The sequence below is a fragment of the Paenirhizobium selenitireducens ATCC BAA-1503 genome, from assembly GCF_900492185.1.
Classification (GTDB): Bacteria; Pseudomonadota; Alphaproteobacteria; order Rhizobiales; family Rhizobiaceae; genus Allorhizobium; species Allorhizobium selenitireducens_A.
Genome location: NZ_UEYP01000008.1, coordinates 23263 through 38702, shown reverse-complemented (window position 1 = coordinate 38702; position 15440 = coordinate 23263). Strand labels below are relative to the sequence as shown.

The window sequence follows — 15440 nt, the reverse complement described above, 5'->3', positions numbered from 1 at the left end:
TCTCCTCAATTCGCGCCGGGCGCCTTGAGGCGCGCCGCACGTTTGTCGAGGAAGGCTTGCAGCCGTTCTTCCGCCTCCGGGCTGGTGGCGGTGAAGGAGGAGATGAAGGATTCGACGAACAGGCCGTCCTCCTTGGCCATGTCCTGGATGCGCGGCAAGGCATTGATGACGGCATAGTTCGACAGCGCCGCATTCGAGGCCGCAACCACCGCCAGGTCATGCGCCTTCTTGCGCGCCTCGCCGGCCGGAACGACATATTGCACGAGGTTCCAGCGCTCCGCCTCGGCGGCCGATGCCACGCGACCGGTCAGCATCATGTCGGTCATGCGCGCCACCCCCGACAGCCGTGCCACCCGCACCGATCCGCCACCACCGACGAAAATGCCGCGCTGTCCTTCAGGAAGCGCGAAGAATGCGGTCTCGTCGGCCACACGAATATGGGTGGAGGCGGCCAGTTCCAGGCCGCCTCCGACAACCGCACCATGCAAGGCCGAGAACCACGGGATAGTGCCGTGTTCGATGCCGGAAAAGACGGCATGCCAGCGGCGGGAGCCGCGCACACCCTCGATCGCCGTCTTCTTCACATGTTCGGCCAGATCGAGGCCCGCGCAAAAGTGATTGCCATGCCCGTAGAGCACGACGGCCTTCGCCTCGCGCTCGGCCCTGGCAACGGCGTCCGCAATCGCCTCGACAAAACGGTCACTGATCGCATTGCGCTTTTCCGGCCGGTTCAGGCCGATATGCGCGATCTCGCCCACGGTTTCATAGGTTACGAAATGCGATGCAACATCCACGCCCATCGTCGGCAGCTCCTTGGATCAAATGTGTTTTGATTTTGTTTTCTTGTCGATTGTTTACAAGGGGATTGTTTCTTTGTAAACAAAATTCCAACGCCCGGGAGGGGCTATTGATATCGTTGCTGGCATTCTGGGAGGAGAGTCATGACGACAAGGCACATGCGCGCCATCAAGCTGTGGTCACCCAAGCTTGAGTGGCAGGAGCGACCCGATGGCTCCATCCTGATCTGGCGCTGCGATGCGCTCGGGCCCTATCCCGACAAGATCACCGAGCGTTTCCTCTATTGGGCCAAGACAGCATCCGACCGGACATGGATGGCCGAGCGCGACGAGCACGGCTCATGGCGCAAGCTTTCCTATGGGGAGGCCTTGGCCCGTATCCGGGCACTCGCCCAGGCCTTTCTCGATTTCGGCCTTTCGGTGGAACGTCCGCTGATCATCCTTTCGGACAACTCGATCGCCCATGCGCTGGTTGCGCTGGCCGCACAGCACGTCGGCATTCCGTCGGCGGCGATCTCGCCGGCCTATGCGACCGTATCGAACGAATTCGACAAGCTGAAGGACATTGTCGGCCAGATCACCCCCGGCCTCGTCTTCGTTGAGAATGCCGCCCCTTTCCATGCCGCCATCGCCGCGGCCTTCCCGCCCGATGTGCCGGTGGTCTGCCTGCGCAATCCGCCACCGGGCCGGCCATCGCATCATCTGCCAGATCTCTTCGATGTCGAACCCGGCCCGGCGGTCGATACGGCCCATGCCGCCGTCGGCCCCGACACGGTGGCGAAGTTCCTGTTCACCTCCGGCACCACCGGTTCACCCAAGGCCGTGATCCAGACCCAGCGCATGCTGTGCTCAAACCAGGAGATGATTGCCGATTGCTACGCCTTCCTGCGCGAGGATCCGCCGATCGTCGTCGACTGGGCGCCGTGGAACCACACGGCGAGCGGCAACAAGGTGTTCAATATGGTCATCTACCATGGCGGCACCTTCTACATCGACAAGGGGCGGCCGACGCCACCGGGGATCAAGGAAACAATCGCCAATCTGCGCGAGGTCTCCCCCACTTGGTACTTCAACGTGCCGGCCGGCTACGAGATGCTGGTTCATGCCATGCACGACGACGAGGCGCTCAGGGATACCTTCTTCCGCGACCTGAAGATGCTGATGTATGCCGGGGCCGGCATGGCGCAGCACACCTGGGATAGCCTCAAGGAACTCTCCAAACAGGCTGGCGGCGAGCCGGTGCATATCGGTACCGGCCTTGGCTCGACCGAAACGGCGCCGTTTTCGCTCTATTGTACCGAGCCGCAGGAAAGGCCCGGCAATATCGGCATTCCGGCGCAGGGCATCACCCTGAAGCTGGTTCCGGTCGAAGACAAGTTTGAACTGCGGTTGAAGGGGCCCAATGTCACGCCCGGCTACTGGCGCAGCCCGCAATTGACGGCCGCCGCCTTCGACGAAGAGGGCTTCTACATGATCGGCGACGCGGTGAAGTTTGCCGTCGACCGCGACCCGCGGCACGGCTTCTTCTTCGACGGCCGGATCGCCGAGAACTTCAAGCTGCAGACCGGCACATGGGTCGCCGTCGGCAAACTGCGCGCCCAGTTGGTGGACCAATTCGGCGGCCTTATCCGCGATGCCGTGATCACCGGTGCCGACCGCGAGGAACTCGGCGCGCTCGTCGTGCCGTTCCTTCCAGCGCTGAGAGCCCTGGTTTCCGGCAGCGACGCCCTGAGCGATGCGGATATCCTGACATCCCCCGAAGTCCGTGGGGCACTCGCCGAAAAGCTCGCCGGGCACGCGCGCTCGGCATCCGGCTCGGCCACCCGCGTCATGCGGATCATGCTGCTGAAAGATCCACCCCGCTTCGAGCGCGGCGAGGTGACCGACAAGGGTTCGATCAACCAGCGCGCGATGCTGTCGCACCGGGCCGATCTGGTGGCCGCCCTCTATCGCGGCGGCGAAGACGTCATACGTTTCGACAAGGAGATGGCAGCATGAAGATCGAAGGCAGCAGCGCATTGGTAACGGGTGGCGGATCGGGTCTTGGCGAGGCGACCGCACGGATGCTCGCCGCCCGTGGCGCCATTGTTCATGTCATGGATCTCAACGAGGATGCCGCCGTGCGCGTTGCGGCGGACATCGGCGGGATCGCCATCGCCGGCGACGTCGCCAGCGAGGCCGATGCCGGTCGTGCGATCACCAATGCCGGCGAGGCAGGCGATGGCCTGAGAATCCTCGTCAACTGCGCCGGCATCGGTCCTGCCGCCCGGGTGATCGGCCGCGATGGCCCGATGCCGCTTGGCGATTTCGAAAAGGTCATCCGCGTCAATCTGATGGGTACCTTCAACATGATGCGGCTTGCAGCGGCACACATGGCCGATCTGCCGGAACTTGACGACAAGGCACGCGGCGCGATCGTCAATACCGCCTCGGTCGCCGCCACCGACGGACAGATCGGTCAGGTGGCCTATTCGGCATCCAAGGGCGCGATCGTCTCCATGGCCCTGCCGGCAGCACGCGAACTCGCCCGGTTCGGAATCAGGGTCAACACCATCGCACCCGGCATCTTTGCGACGCCGCTGCTCAAATCCTTGCCCGCCGAAGTGCAACAGAGCCTGGCCGCTTCCATTCCCTATCCCTCGCGGCTCGGCGATCCGGCGGAATATGCGGATGCCGTTCGCTTCTGCATCGAGAACCAGTATCTCAACGCCGAAGTCATTCGCCTCGACGGGGCGATCCGCATGCAGCCGAAGTGAAGCACATGTCGACTTTCGCACGACAGGCGGCACGGACCGCGCGACTGCTTCAGGTCACCCCCGGCTGGAAACGGCTGCAGGCATTGCATCCCGACTGCGATGACGAGACCACGCGAGCCATCCTCGATGAGGCCGCCGCATTTGCCGAGGGCGTGCTTCAGCCGCTGAACACGCCGGGCGATCGCCAAGGCTGCACCGTGACCGATGGCCGCGTCCGGACACCGGCCGGATTTGCCGACGCTTATCGCCAGTATGCGCAAGCCGGCTGGCTCGGCATGGATGTGCCGGAGGGGTTTGGCGGCCAGGGCCTGCCTCTCACTGTTCACGCCGCCTGCGCGCCGCTCTTCGAGCGGGGCTGCGTGGCGCTGATGATGGCGGCCGGATCGGCTCGCGCGGCATCTCACCTGCTGGCCAGGGCGGCGGACGCAGAGGTTGCCGCCGAATGGGTGCCGCGGCTGGCCTCAGGCGAATGGGCCGCGACCATCTGCATCTCCGAGCCTGATGCCGGCTCCGACGTCGGGCGGCTGCGCACCCGGGCTGAGTTGATCGACGGCGAGTGGCGCATTACCGGACAGAAGATCTGGATTTCCTTTGGCGATCACGACATGACGGAGCGGATCGGCCATTGCCTGCTGGCGCGCACCGGCGACCTGCCGGGCACAAGGGGCCTTAGTCTCTTTCTCGTCCCCAATCTGAGCGATGGCCGGCCGAATGGCATCTCGCTCGACCGGATTGAAGACAAGATGGGGCTGCACGGCTCCCCCACCTGTGCGCTGCGCTTCGAAGGCGCACGAGGCATCCTGATCGGCGAGCAAGGGCGTGGGCTGCCGGAGCTCTTTGCCATGATCGAGTTGATGCGCCTGCTGACTGCTTGCCAGGGGCTCGGCATTGCGTCGGCTTCGGCCGATATTGCGGAAAGCTACGCCGCCGACCGTCGCCAGGGCGGCCCGCCCGAACACGCTCCCGTGCCGATCGCCGACCATCCGGACGTGCGCCGCCAACTGCATGATATCCGGTCACGCACGGAGGTGCTGCGCGCGGCGGTGCTGGAGCTCGCCACCATCATGGATCTAGCCCGTCTCGAAGCGGATGACGAGCTCCGCCGGGAGCTTGGCGACCTGGCGGGCTGGATGCTGCCGCTGATCAAGAACTTCGGCGCGGGCGCCGGTTTCGACGTCGCCAATGCCGCCATCCAGGTGCTTGGCGGCGCCGGCTACACAAGGGACTGGCCGCTCGAACAGTACTTGCGCGATTCCCGCGTTATGACCATCTACGAGGGCACGACCGGCATGCAGGCGCTGGACTTCCTGACGCGGAGGCTCTGGCGGGAAGAAGGTCGCGGCCTGAATGCCTTCCTGCGGCGGGCGCGACAGGAGATCGATGGACTGGCGGTCCGACACCCGGCGAAGGTTGCCGACGTCCTTCGCATACTCGATGACTTCGATGATTTCAGCACACGCATGATGGCCCTGCAGGCTGACCCGGACACCGCTCTTTACCAGGCAAACGACTATATGGGCGCGGCCTGGCGGGCGGTTTCGGGCTGGATGGCCCTCAGACTCGAAATGGTCGGCCCCGAATAGTTGGCGCCCCTCGAAATGGAGCGGTAACAGGATCCAACGGAAGGTGCGGGACCTCGGCCTCACCGCGCGCTGAAATGGCGCATCAAACGGTCCCGCATGCTATCCATCGACGGTTCCGGGCCCTGGTCATCCGGCGTCATGCCCATCGTGAAGCCATCCGAACGGAAGGCCTCGATGAGCGAGACATCCCTGCTGACGACATGGAACGGCACAGCACGCGAGGCATCCGGTCCGCTGACGAGCGCGGCGGGCTGGTGATCGCCGAGCACGATGAAGACGGCATCGCCGCCGAAGCGAGCAATGTAATCGCCAATGGTTTCCAGCGTGTAGTCTATGGTTTCGACATATTGCCGGCGGACGCGGTCGTGATCAGACCAGACCACCTGTGGTGAATCGCCGCTTTCTGCCTGGTCGTTGAAAACAGTGCCGTCGCCGACAGCCTGCCAATCAATCAGCTTCGGCACCGGCGTCCACGGCGCATGGCTGGAAATGAGGGCGATCTCCGCCATGACGGGCTCACCCGCATCCCGCGCCGGCTGCCGGGCCAGGCGATCGAAGGCAGAAAGCGTGTACTGGTCCGGCATGGTCACCCAGTTGAACGGCTTGCCACGATAGCCGAGATCCTTCGACGCGAGGATCTGATCGTAGCCGTAATAGGCGGCCTCCGGCCAGTCCATGGTGATGGCCGGCATGACCGCCACCGTCCGCCATCCGGCGTCGCGAAACAGCCGGTTGAGGCTCGCCCGCTCGCTCTTCATCAAAAGGTCATAGCGCGCCTGACTGTCGACCCACAGGCCCGACAGCAGCGTGCCGTGGGCAAGCCAACTGAGGCCGCCGACGGTCGGGGAGCGCGTCCAGCCGCTGGCAGCAGAGAAACCCGCCGCCTGCAACTGCCGATCGACGCTGTCGAGGCGCGGCTTGATCAGAGCACCATAGCGCGGATCCTCGATGGCGCTGCGCCCGTAGGATTCGATGAAGACGAGGATCACGTCGCGCCCCCTGATACGGGCGAAGAGACCGTCGCCACCGGCATATCCCTTGTCGGCAGTGAGCTCGTCTTCGAATCTCCTGATATCGGCGACGGAGCGGGCCACGAGCGAAAGTCGCTCGCCGAGATAGGGAGCCACCCGCAGTTCGGCGACATCCTTCAGCCCCACCCGCGAACCGCCCGCCAGCAAACCGAGGCCAACGGCGAGGATGATCGCGAAACCGGCAACCGCCGCGCGCCGGGCTTGCCGGCCAAGCCGCGTCATCCGGATGCAGGCCCACCAGAAAGCGCCGATCAGCGCGGTCAGGGCTCCCGCCGCCAAGCCAATCGCCAGAGCCGCGCCAAGTTTGCCGATGGCCCCGGAAAGCAGGTTCCAGCCGTCGAACAGCATCTTAAGGTCGAGATAGGGATTGAAGCGCCGCTGGAAGGCGGAGAGCACACCGACATCCGCGAGCTTCAGAAACAGAAGACAAAACACGACGGCCGTGGCAAGAAGTGCGACGAGGGCGGCCATCCGCCGCGGCAACAGAAGCAAGGCGAACGCGAGCAGCGGAACCTCAAGCGGTATCCGCAAGAAGGCGGCGGGATGGAAAGCGCCCGGATTGTCCGGCATCATGCAGGCGGTAAACCCGATGACGGCGAACATGACGACCGAAAGTACGGCCCGCCGTCCGGAGACATGCATGCGCCCACCGTCCGATCCTTGCCACGTCATCCGGTTCACCTTCCTGCAGAGTGGAATGCAATCTTGAAAGATCGCCCCGAAACGAGACCGCGATGCGCAAGCTGAAGGCATTCACCATCGCCGCCGGTCTCCTGCTTCTCGCGGTCCTCCTTATCGCCGTCAATCCGGTGAGCGTAATCGAAGCGCTCGGCCGGGTACCGCCGGGACACATTCTGGCAGCCGTTCTGGTGGTCCAGGTGCAGATCGTGCTGTCGGCGCTGCGCTGGCGCTTCACCGCCGCCCGGCTGGGTCATCCTATATCGGTTCAGATCGCCGTCCGCGAATATTATCTCGGCGGCGTTCTCAACCAGATCCTGCCGGGCGGCATCGCCGGCGACGCGGCCCGCGTCTACCGTAGCCGACAAGAAAATTCGGGCGGCTGGAAACGGGCCGCGACCGCCGTCGTGCTGGAGCGGCTGTCCGGCCAAATCGCCTTTTTCCTGCTCACATGCCTCGGCCTGATCGCCTGGCCCGTCCTGTTGCCTGACCGTCTGCCGATCGCCCTTTCGCCGGCGATCTGGACCGTGACGGCCGTCGTTGTCGCTCTTGGCGCCGCCGTCGCATGGTTCGGCGCCCCCCTGAAGGCTCGGCTTGGCCGGTTCGGCCCCGATATTCACGCCGCCTTCTGGAAGGACGGGGCGCTGGGGGTGCAGGTCGGCCTCAGCGCGCTGATCGTCGCAAGCTATGTCCTGACCTTCCTGCTGGCCTCCGACGCGGTCGGCGCGACGCTGCCGGCGATTGCTGCCGTGACCGTGGTTCCCCTCTGCCTTCTCACCATGCTGGTTCCCATTGGCATCGGCGGATGGGGCACGCGGGAAGCAGCCGCCGCAGCGCTCTGGCCGCTCTTCGGCTTCACCGGCGCGGAAGGCCTCGCTGCGAGCCTTTTGTATGGCGTGTTCTCTCTTGCGGGCACCGCCCTGCCCGGCCTGCTCGTCCTGGCCGGCTCCCTGCTCGGCGGGCCGCGCCTCCGCAAATAGGGCCGCAACGGGCGTCACGGCATCAGCCGGGCGTAGATATCGCCGGACCGGCTTTCCGGCGCGAGCATGGCGAGAGCCTTCAGAACGGTATCCGCGTCGCTCCATTCCGCTTCGACGAAGCTGTGCCTTTCGCCGATCACCCGGTTGAAACGGTAGTTGCCGAGACGCCGGAGCCGGTCGATGGCTTCGCGAGCGATCTCAGGCAGAGCGGGCGTGTATTCGAACGCAATGAGCCCGATCGGCCGGGAGAGGCCGCGCAGGATGTCCGCTTCCGCTCCTTCGACATCGATCTTGCAGAAGGCGGGCGGTCCGTATTTGTCGATCAGCCGATCGAGCGTCGTCATCGGCAACCTGATTTCCCTGTCCCAGATCACGTTCCTGAAACCATCGGCATGGCTGACGCCCTTGATGAAGCGGTCGGAGATGGTCGTTACCGTGGGATGGCGGCTTGAAATGTGCAGCACCGCCTCGCCTTCGCCGGCGCCGACCGCCACCCGCTCGAAACCCTTCAATCGTCCGGCCAGATGCATCCCGATGATGTCGGCAAAGACGGGCTGCGGTTCCACCGCCACCACTTCGGCGCCAAGAGAAAGCAGTGTGCGGCTGCGGCTGCCGACATGGGCACCGATGTCGAAGACGAGGTCACCCGGCGCGATCAGGCCGCTATAGAACCGCCTGAGCTGCCGCCGACGCCAGGGCTGGCCGTAGTAGATCAGAAGCGAGCGGGCGACGCCGATTGCGGTGTCGACACTTTCAACGCCACTCATTCGTCGGCCTCCGCCTGGCTCAGGAGATAAAGGCAATCGATCGCGAAGGAATAGGACAGCAACAGGAGCGCGAGGGCGGCGAGCCATGATGAAACAGGCGGAGCGATGCCAGGCAAGAGGATCAGGCACAGCACCGCGACCTGCACCACACAGACGACCTTGCGCCTGAGAGACGGCGGCAGCGAGCCTGCGAGGCGCGGCAAGGGATATTGTGCCAGCACAAAGCCGTAGCGCATCAATCCGATCAGCAGCACCCAAGCTCCCGCCTTGTCGAGGAGGAGCGCCGCCGCAGACAGGCAGAGGATCAGCAGCGCGTCGACCTCCATGTCGAACCGGGCGCCAAGCTCGGACTCCTGTGAGAAGCGACGGGCCAGATGACCATCGACGCCGTCCAGCGCGAGGGCCACGAGCACGAGCACGACAAGCGCCCACACAGTGGGTTGTGCCTCCTGAAGGGCATCGGGAAAGACGACGATGGCGCAGGCCATGCTGACGAGCGCCGCGCGGACGGCCGTCACCGCATTAGCCAGCCCGAAGCGATCGAAGCCGTGGTGATGCAATCCGTTGACGACGAGCGCGAAGATCAACAGGAGCAGGACCGTCGCCGCGACGAGCGCGTCACGGCCGAGCGACAGTTGGACAGCCGCCAGCCCATAACCGACGAGCGCTACGGCGAAAACGCTGCCAAGAACGATCAGCGCGCTCGTCTTTAGCGCCGGAGATGCTCTCCCGTCCGCGACGGCCGCCTGTACGGCTGATCGTTCCTTCGTCGTCATGTTCGCCTATTCCGCGGCAAGAAGCGCCTCTATATCCAGCATGTGGCCGGCGCGCGCCTTCTTCGTCCGCAGATAGCGGGCATTCTCGGCCGTCACCTCACCCGTGATGGCAACGCGGCTGTCCACCGCGATGCCCCCGTCGGCAAGCGCTGCCATCTTGGCCGGGTTGTTGGTAAATATGACAACATCGGCGATGCCGAGCAAGCGCAGCATCGCGATCGCCGCCTCGTACCGGCGGTGGTCGCTGCCATAGCCGAGTTCGGCATCGGCATCGATCGTATCCAACCCGAGATGCTGGTAGCCATAGGCCCGCATCTTGGCGCCGATACCGGTTCCACGTCCCTCCTGGTCGAGATAGAGCAGCACGCCCCCGCCTGCCTCCTTCAGCGCGGCCAATCCGTTGCGCAGCTGGTCACCGCAATCGCACTTGAGCGAACCACAGAGATCGCCGGTGATGCAGGAGGAATGGATGCGGATCGGCACCGGGGCGCCGAGATCGGGTTGGCCGACCACGATCGCGACCTGATCCTTCTGCGCCAGTCCACCACGAAAGACGACGAACTCGGCATCGCCGAGATCACGCAGCGGAACGCGGGTGCGGACCACGATATCGAACTTCTGTCTTCCGGCGACGGCGGTTGCGAGCAGCGATCGGTCGAGCATGCAGCAGGCCGCGAACCGGTGTTCAAAACCGTTTAAGTCGGCGCAGACCATGGCCGGCAGCAGAAGCGCCAGTCGTGCCAATTCGGCCGAGGCGCCCATCAACGGGTCGGCCGCGCGCCAGCGGGCCGGTGCGTGCGCTTGAAGCCCGTAGGCGAGGCGCGACGCCTCGGCGAAGGAAACCCCGTCGAGCGGTACAGAAATGTCGCCGTATGTTCCCGGCAACAGTCGCGCCGCGCGGTGCGATGTCAGGAGGAGCGAATGCTTCCCCTCGACGGCGGCGGCGAACTGGTCGTAGACGGACGGGGCCGCGCTATCCAGCGCCAATACGGCGATCCGGCGCGCGCCTTCCCCGAGGATGACCGGCCGACCGAACCGCAATTCGGCGACTGCGCGTTCCACCTGCATGGCCGGCGAGGCAAACTGAAAGCCTTGGTCATCAAACGGTGTCATCAGAGTTCTCCAAAATGTCCGGTAACAGAGTTACGCGTGGAAGGGTCGGCCGGATCATTCATGTTGCCCGTCACCTGCCGGATTTTCCGACCGACCGTATGGAAAATCTGGCTCCGCGCACAAAGTGACAAGGAATCCGCGCGCCAGCGCAATCGCGCCTTGCGGCATCGCGCTATGAGCGGTGATATCTGAACCCACTGGTTGGCGAGAACTCCGTGGCGCCATCCGAGAATTCGAGGCATCGTTGCCGCAAATTCCGCATTCCGCGCAAGGGGCCCGTCCTACAATGCGGGCCGCGCTGCGTCGCTGAGGAGAAGATGAATGAACCTGGACACCAGGACAGCCGGTAAGACGGGAGGCGGAAGCGCCCGCGCGTTGTGGCTCCCGAGCCCCGGCACATGCGAGATAAGGGACGAGGCCCTGCCGCCGCCGGCGGAGGGCCAGGTGATCGTGCGCATGCTGTTCAGCGGCGTCAGCCGCGGTACGGAGAACCTCGTCTTCAACGGCCGTGTGCCCACGAGCGAATTCGAGCGCATGCGCGGCCCCCATATGGGCGGAGAATTCCCCTTTCCGGTGAAGTACGGCTATTCGGCCGTCGGGCAGGTTGAATCCGGCAATGCATCGCTTCTCGGCAGGACCGTATTCTGCCTTCACCCGCATCAGGATGTCTTCACCGTCGGCGAGACCGCCGTGACCGTCCTGCCCGACGGATTGCCGTCGGCGCGGGCAGTGCTCACGGCGAACATGGAGACGGCGCTCAACATTGTCTGGGACGCGGGCATTCTGCCGGGTGACCGGGTCGTGGTGTTTGGCGCAGGCGTCGTCGGCGCCCTCGTCGCCTATCTCGCGTCGCGCATCGCCGGAACCGAGGTCTTGCTCATCGACCGCAACCCGGCAAGACGGGCACTGGCCGCAAGTCTCGGTCTCGACTTTGCCTCGGGCGACGAGGTCACCGGCGAATTCGACGTGGCTGTCAACGCGTCCGGTTCGGCCGAGGCGCTGGCCCGCGCCATCGAACTGGCCGGGCAGGAGGCACGCGTGGTCGAGGCGAGCTGGCACGGCGACAGACCCGTCAGCCTGCCGCTTGGCGGCGCTTTCCATGCGCGAAGGCTGAGCATCGTCAGTTCCCAGGTGGGGTCGGTGCCGCCATCGCGGCGCGCGCGCTGGACCTATGCAAGACGACTTGCCAAGGCCCTCGACCTGCTGCGCGACGACCGTCTGGATGTCCTGATTTCCGGCGAGACCCGGTTCGCCGACCTCGAGAAGGCTTATCCGGCCATACTCGCCGATCCGGAAACCCTTTGTCATCGTATCCACTACTGAAACCAAAATTTGAGAGTGAGGCCCCATGTTCGCCGTTGAAGTCCGTGATCACATCATGATCGCCCACAGCCTGCCCCGCCCCGTTTTCGGCCCCGCCCAAGGCATGCACGGCGCCACCTTCGTGGTCGATGCCGCCTTCTTCACCCGCGACCTCGACGAGGACGGGCTGGCGGTCGACATCGGCGCTGCCACCAACGTGCTCGGCGAGGTGCTGAAGCCGCTGAATTACCAGAATCTCGACGAACTCCCGGCATTTTCCGGCAAGGTCACCACGACGGAGGTGGTCGCGAAACACATCTTCGACGCACTTGCGCGCGCGGTGGCCGACAGGAAGCTCGGACCGGGCAGCCACCGCATCTGCCGGCTGAAGGTAACGCTGCACGAGTCCCACACTGCCCGCGGTTGGTACGAGGCCGATCTTTGAGCCAGAGCATCACCTTCGCCTATCCCGGCGATCTTTCCCTCAACACCGGCGGCTATGCCTATGACCGGCGGGTGATCGCCGGCCTCCTGGAAAGCGGCTGGCCTGTCCAGCGACTGTCGCTGGGCGAGGGCTTTCCCGCCCCGTCCCCCGAGATGAAGCGGGAAGCTGAGCGAAGGCTGTCGGCTCTGCCGGACGGTGGGCTCGTCATCATCGACGGCCTTGCCTTCGGCGTACTGGACGAATGGGCGGAGCGCGAGGCCCGCCGGCTGCGCATCGTCGCGCTCGTACATCATCCGCTGGCGCTCGAGACCGGCCTCGACAGCACGCAGCAGAGCTGTTTCCACGGCTGCGAGCGTCACGCACTGTCCTTTGCCAAGCACGTCGTCGTCACCTCGCCGATGACCGCGCGCAATTTAATAGCCGACTACGGCATACGTTCACACCAGATCACGGTCGCCATTCCGGGCACGGATCCCGCGCCCATCGCCACCGGCAACGGTGACCCGCCCCACATCATTTCCATCGGCACACTGACGCCGCGCAAGGGCCACGACATCCTCATATCGGCGCTGAAGGCGGTGGAGCACCTGCCCTGGCGGGCAACCATCATCGGCAGCCAGACGCTCAATCCGGAGACGGCCACGCTTCTGCGCCGGCAGGTCGAAGCACTCGGACTTGCCGATCGGATTTCGCTTGCCGGCGAATGCGACGATCCGCGCGCGCTTCTGGCGGGCGCCGACATCTTCGCGCTGGCCAGCCGCTTCGAGGGTTATGGCATGGTCTTCGCGGAAGCGCTGTCGCAGGGACTGCCGATCATCGCCTGCCGGACGGGGGCCATTCCCGAGGTTGTTCCGGAAGAAGCGGGCCTGTTGGTGCCCGTCGATGACATCGGCGCCTTCGCCCAAGCGCTCCACAGCCTTCTCACGGACAAGACGCTGAGGCGCGCGAAGGCCGAGGCAGCAAGGCGCGCCGGCGCGCAACTGCCGGGCTGGATGACGACTGTCGACATCATCTCGACCGCATTGAGGGCGCTTCCATGAGCGGTTTCGACAAGGACTGGCTGGCCCTTCGCGAGCCCGCCGATCGTGCCGCACGTCATGACGGGCTGGTGGACGACCTCGCGCGCCATCTCGCAGGCATGGAAGACGCGCGGGTTCTCGACATCGGCTGCGGCACCGGCTCGACCTGGCGGAGCCTCGGTGATCGTCTGCCCCGCAAGGTGGGCTGGACGTTGCTGGACCATGACGCCGACCTGCTGGAAGAAGCGGAGCGGCGGATCGGGCAGAACGCTAAGGTCGGGTTCCGTCGGCACGACCTCAACGACATCGACGGCCTGCCGCTTCAGGGCATTGAGGTGGTCACGGCATCAGCGCTGTTCGATCTGTGTTCGGAGCGCTTCTGCGAAGCTGTCGCCGACCGGCTCGCATCCGCGCGGATCGGCCTCTATGCGGCGCTGAACTATGACGGGATCATGGAATGGTCCCTCCCCCATCCGCTCGACAGACAGATGGTGGACCTGTTCAACAGGCATCAGCGCACCGACAAGGGGTTCGGCCCGGCGCTGGGCCCCGATGCCACGGCATGCCTCGCCAGCCTATTTGCGGCACGCGGATACAACGTCAGGATCGGGAACAGTCCATGGCGTTTGGATGCCGGGTCGACCGCCCTGCAGGTCGAACTGCTGAACGGCCTGCGCCGTCCGCTTCTGGAAATCTCCGAACTTTCGGAGGAAACCGTCGCTGACTGGCTGGAATACCGGCTTTTGGCCGTCGGCCAGCCGGGCAGCTCATGCCGGGTCGGCCACACGGACATCCTCGCCCTGCCGGTCTAGATCTGATCCCCAAAAACTGGAGGAGGATCAGGGTGAGGTCAGCTTGGAATCATTGGGGAACGTGTTGCACTGTGTTCGGTGCTCACACGGAAAGAAACGCCTTCGTACTTCGCAAAGTCATCTCAGACCTTGACCACCATCGAGTGACATCCACAAATCTTGGCGTGTACGCCACGAACGGCGAACCCGATGACGCTGACGAAAATCAGGGCATGCTGTTTCTCGTCAGCGCCCGGCGTGCCACCTCGATCCAGTATTCCACACCGATGGTGAGCGCTTCGTCGTTGAAGTCGTAGTTCGGGTTGTGCAAGTTGCGCCCGCCCTCCGCGCTGCCGTTCCCCATCCAGATATAGGCGCCGGGCTTCTTCTGCAGCATGAAGGAGAAATCCTCCGCCCCCATGCTCGCCGGCATGTCCTGGCGAATGGCGTCCTCGCCGGCCACGGCTTCGGATGCAGCACGGGCGATATCGGTTTCCGCCGGCGTGTTGATGGTGGCCGGGTAACGCCGCTGATAGTCGAATTCCACCCGCGCTCCGAAGGTTTCGGCAACCAGCCTCGCCCGGTGCCCCATCTCGGCCTCGAGCCGGTCGCGGACGTCGGGCGACAGGGAACGCGCGGTACCCCTGATCAGCACGCTCTCGGGGATGATATTCCAGGTGTCGCCGGCGTGGATCTGAGTGATGCTGATCACCCCTGCGTCGGCCGGGCTCAATGTGCGGCTGACGATCGCCTGCCACGCAGTGTTGACCTGCCCGGCCACCAGGATCGGATCGATGCCCTGATGCGGCATGCCGGCGTGGGATCCCTTGCCGATGATCTTCAGCTCGAAATTATCCTGCGCCGCCATCATGGCGCCGCTGTGGAGGGCGAATTGCCCGACAGGCAAACCCGGCCAGTTGTGCATGCCGAAAACGCAGTCGACCGGGAACCGATCGAACAGGCCGTCCTCCACCATGACCCGGGCGCCGCCTTCGTTTTCCTCGGCCGGCTGAAAGATGAAGACTACGGTGCCACGGCTCGGCGGATTGGCCGCCATATGGCACGCCGCACCCAAAAGCATCGCGGTATGGCCGTCATGGCCGCAAGCGTGCATCTTGCCGGGCATCGTCGACGCATAGGGCACCCCTGTTGTCTCGGTTATGTCGAGGGCGTCCATATCGGCCCGCAGGCCGACCGACGGTCCATCGCCATTGCGCAGCACCGCAACGACGCCGGTCCTGCCGATACCTTCATGAACCTCAAGACCGGCAGCCCGCAACTCGCGTGCCACGAGGGCCGCAGTGCGGTGCTCCTGAAAGGCCGTTTCCGGATGGGCATGCAAGTCGTGACGCCATTCGATCAGGCGCGGTTCGAGCGCCTTGACGCTATCGGAAACCTTCAT

At 64.8% G+C, this 15440-nt stretch carries 14 protein-coding genes; 8 read left to right on the top strand and 6 right to left on the bottom strand.

The annotated features are described in order from the left end of the window. Window positions 1-5 precede the first annotated feature (5 nt). Entirely contained in the window at window positions 6-800 is a 795-nt protein-coding gene (locus tag RHIZ70P_RS14865; protein ID WP_115671259.1) for a crotonase/enoyl-CoA hydratase family protein, read from the bottom strand. A 141-nt stretch (window positions 801-941) separates the two neighbouring features. Here RHIZ70P_RS14865 and RHIZ70P_RS14860 point away from each other — a divergent pair, with 141 nt between their 5' ends. The 3 genes from RHIZ70P_RS14860 to RHIZ70P_RS14850 are packed head-to-tail and all read left to right on the top strand — an operon-like array spanning window position 942 to window position 5136. Further along, window positions 942-2795, top strand: a complete 1854-nt coding sequence (locus RHIZ70P_RS14860) for a feruloyl-CoA synthase (protein WP_115671258.1) — start codon at window positions 942-944, stop codon at window positions 2793-2795. Next, on the top strand, window positions 2792-3553 hold the full coding sequence (locus RHIZ70P_RS14855; RefSeq protein ID WP_115671257.1) for an SDR family NAD(P)-dependent oxidoreductase: 762 nt from the start codon (window positions 2792-2794) through the stop codon (window positions 3551-3553). The genes RHIZ70P_RS14860 and RHIZ70P_RS14855 overlap by 4 nt, the downstream gene beginning before the upstream one ends. Before the next feature lie 5 nt (window positions 3554-3558). After that, window positions 3559-5136 carry an acyl-CoA dehydrogenase family protein gene (locus RHIZ70P_RS14850; RefSeq protein ID WP_115671256.1) on the top strand — a complete coding sequence of 526 codons (1578 nt, stop codon included), beginning with the start codon at window positions 3559-3561 and terminating at the stop codon, window positions 5134-5136. A gap of 59 nt (window positions 5137-5195) precedes the next feature. Here RHIZ70P_RS14850 and RHIZ70P_RS14845 read toward each other — a convergent pair whose 3' ends face one another. Further along, window positions 5196-6839: a sulfatase-like hydrolase/transferase gene (locus RHIZ70P_RS14845; protein WP_235842240.1), complete on the bottom strand. Its 1644-nt coding sequence runs from the start codon at window positions 6837-6839 to the stop codon at window positions 5196-5198. 62 nt (window positions 6840-6901) lie between these two features. Between RHIZ70P_RS14845 and RHIZ70P_RS14840 the strand changes: the two genes are divergently transcribed. Continuing rightward, window positions 6902-7825, top strand: a complete 924-nt coding sequence (locus RHIZ70P_RS14840; RefSeq protein ID WP_115671254.1) for a lysylphosphatidylglycerol synthase transmembrane domain-containing protein — start codon at window positions 6902-6904, stop codon at window positions 7823-7825. A 14-nt stretch (window positions 7826-7839) separates the two neighbouring features. Here RHIZ70P_RS14840 and RHIZ70P_RS14835 read toward each other — a convergent pair whose 3' ends face one another. The 3 genes from RHIZ70P_RS14835 to ribA are packed head-to-tail and all read right to left on the bottom strand — an operon-like array spanning window position 7840 to window position 10481. Further along, window positions 7840-8592 (bottom strand): FkbM family methyltransferase, encoded by a 753-nt coding sequence (locus RHIZ70P_RS14835; protein WP_115671253.1) that lies wholly within the window; start codon window positions 8590-8592, stop codon window positions 7840-7842. Continuing rightward, complete coding sequence (locus tag RHIZ70P_RS14830; RefSeq protein WP_115671252.1) at window positions 8589-9368, bottom strand: CDP-alcohol phosphatidyltransferase family protein; 780 nt, start codon at window positions 9366-9368, stop codon at window positions 8589-8591. The genes RHIZ70P_RS14835 and RHIZ70P_RS14830 overlap by 4 nt, the downstream gene beginning before the upstream one ends. A 6-nt stretch (window positions 9369-9374) precedes the next feature. Beyond that, window positions 9375-10481 carry a GTP cyclohydrolase II RibA gene (gene ribA / locus RHIZ70P_RS14825; protein WP_115671251.1) on the bottom strand — a complete coding sequence of 369 codons (1107 nt, stop codon included), beginning with the start codon at window positions 10479-10481 and terminating at the stop codon, window positions 9375-9377. Between the two features lie 321 nt (window positions 10482-10802). Here ribA and RHIZ70P_RS14820 point away from each other — a divergent pair, with 321 nt between their 5' ends. The 4 genes from RHIZ70P_RS14820 to RHIZ70P_RS14805 are packed head-to-tail and all read left to right on the top strand — an operon-like array spanning window position 10803 to window position 14059. Then, complete coding sequence (locus RHIZ70P_RS14820) at window positions 10803-11804, top strand: zinc-dependent alcohol dehydrogenase (protein ID WP_115671250.1); 1002 nt, start codon at window positions 10803-10805, stop codon at window positions 11802-11804. A gap of 25 nt (window positions 11805-11829) precedes the next feature. Further along, complete coding sequence (locus RHIZ70P_RS14815) at window positions 11830-12228, top strand: 6-pyruvoyl trahydropterin synthase family protein (protein WP_115671249.1); 399 nt, start codon at window positions 11830-11832, stop codon at window positions 12226-12228. Then, the gene (locus tag RHIZ70P_RS14810) at window positions 12225-13268 is read left to right on the top strand and encodes a glycosyltransferase (RefSeq protein WP_115671248.1); all 1044 of its coding nucleotides are present in this window, start codon (window positions 12225-12227) and stop codon (window positions 13266-13268) included. The genes RHIZ70P_RS14815 and RHIZ70P_RS14810 overlap by 4 nt, the downstream gene beginning before the upstream one ends. After that, the gene (locus RHIZ70P_RS14805; protein ID WP_115671247.1) at window positions 13265-14059 is read left to right on the top strand and encodes a class I SAM-dependent methyltransferase; all 795 of its coding nucleotides are present in this window, start codon (window positions 13265-13267) and stop codon (window positions 14057-14059) included. The genes RHIZ70P_RS14810 and RHIZ70P_RS14805 overlap by 4 nt, the downstream gene beginning before the upstream one ends. A gap of 205 nt (window positions 14060-14264) precedes the next feature. Here RHIZ70P_RS14805 and RHIZ70P_RS14800 read toward each other — a convergent pair whose 3' ends face one another. Continuing rightward, entirely contained in the window at window positions 14265-15440 is a 1176-nt protein-coding gene (locus RHIZ70P_RS14800; protein ID WP_115671363.1) for a M20 aminoacylase family protein, read from the bottom strand.

Bases quoted from the DNA above. Each gene is read 5' to 3' on its own strand.
- RHIZ70P_RS14865 (WP_115671259.1), bottom strand. From the start codon at position 800: ATGGGCGTGGATGTTGCATCGCATTTCGTAACCTATGAAACCGTGGGC.
- RHIZ70P_RS14860 (WP_115671258.1), top strand. From the start codon at position 942: ATGACGACAAGGCACATGCGCGCCATCAAGCTGTGGTCACCCAAGCTT.
- RHIZ70P_RS14855 (WP_115671257.1), top strand. From the start codon at position 2,792: ATGAAGATCGAAGGCAGCAGCGCATTGGTAACGGGTGGCGGATCGGGT.
- RHIZ70P_RS14850 (WP_115671256.1), top strand. From the start codon at position 3,559: ATGTCGACTTTCGCACGACAGGCGGCACGGACCGCGCGACTGCTTCAG.
- RHIZ70P_RS14845 (WP_235842240.1), bottom strand. From the start codon at position 6,839: ATGACGTGGCAAGGATCGGACGGTGGGCGCATGCATGTCTCCGGACGG.
- RHIZ70P_RS14840 (WP_115671254.1), top strand. From the start codon at position 6,902: ATGCGCAAGCTGAAGGCATTCACCATCGCCGCCGGTCTCCTGCTTCTC.
- RHIZ70P_RS14835 (WP_115671253.1), bottom strand. From the start codon at position 8,592: ATGAGTGGCGTTGAAAGTGTCGACACCGCAATCGGCGTCGCCCGCTCG.
- RHIZ70P_RS14830 (WP_115671252.1), bottom strand. From the start codon at position 9,368: ATGACGACGAAGGAACGATCAGCCGTACAGGCGGCCGTCGCGGACGGG.
- ribA (WP_115671251.1), bottom strand. From the start codon at position 10,481: ATGACACCGTTTGATGACCAAGGCTTTCAGTTTGCCTCGCCGGCCATG.
- RHIZ70P_RS14820 (WP_115671250.1), top strand. From the start codon at position 10,803: ATGAACCTGGACACCAGGACAGCCGGTAAGACGGGAGGCGGAAGCGCC.
- RHIZ70P_RS14815 (WP_115671249.1), top strand. From the start codon at position 11,830: ATGTTCGCCGTTGAAGTCCGTGATCACATCATGATCGCCCACAGCCTG.
- RHIZ70P_RS14805 (WP_115671247.1), top strand. From the start codon at position 13,265: ATGAGCGGTTTCGACAAGGACTGGCTGGCCCTTCGCGAGCCCGCCGAT.
- RHIZ70P_RS14800 (WP_115671363.1), bottom strand. From the start codon at position 15,440: ATGAAGGTTTCCGATAGCGTCAAGGCGCTCGAACCGCGCCTGATCGAA.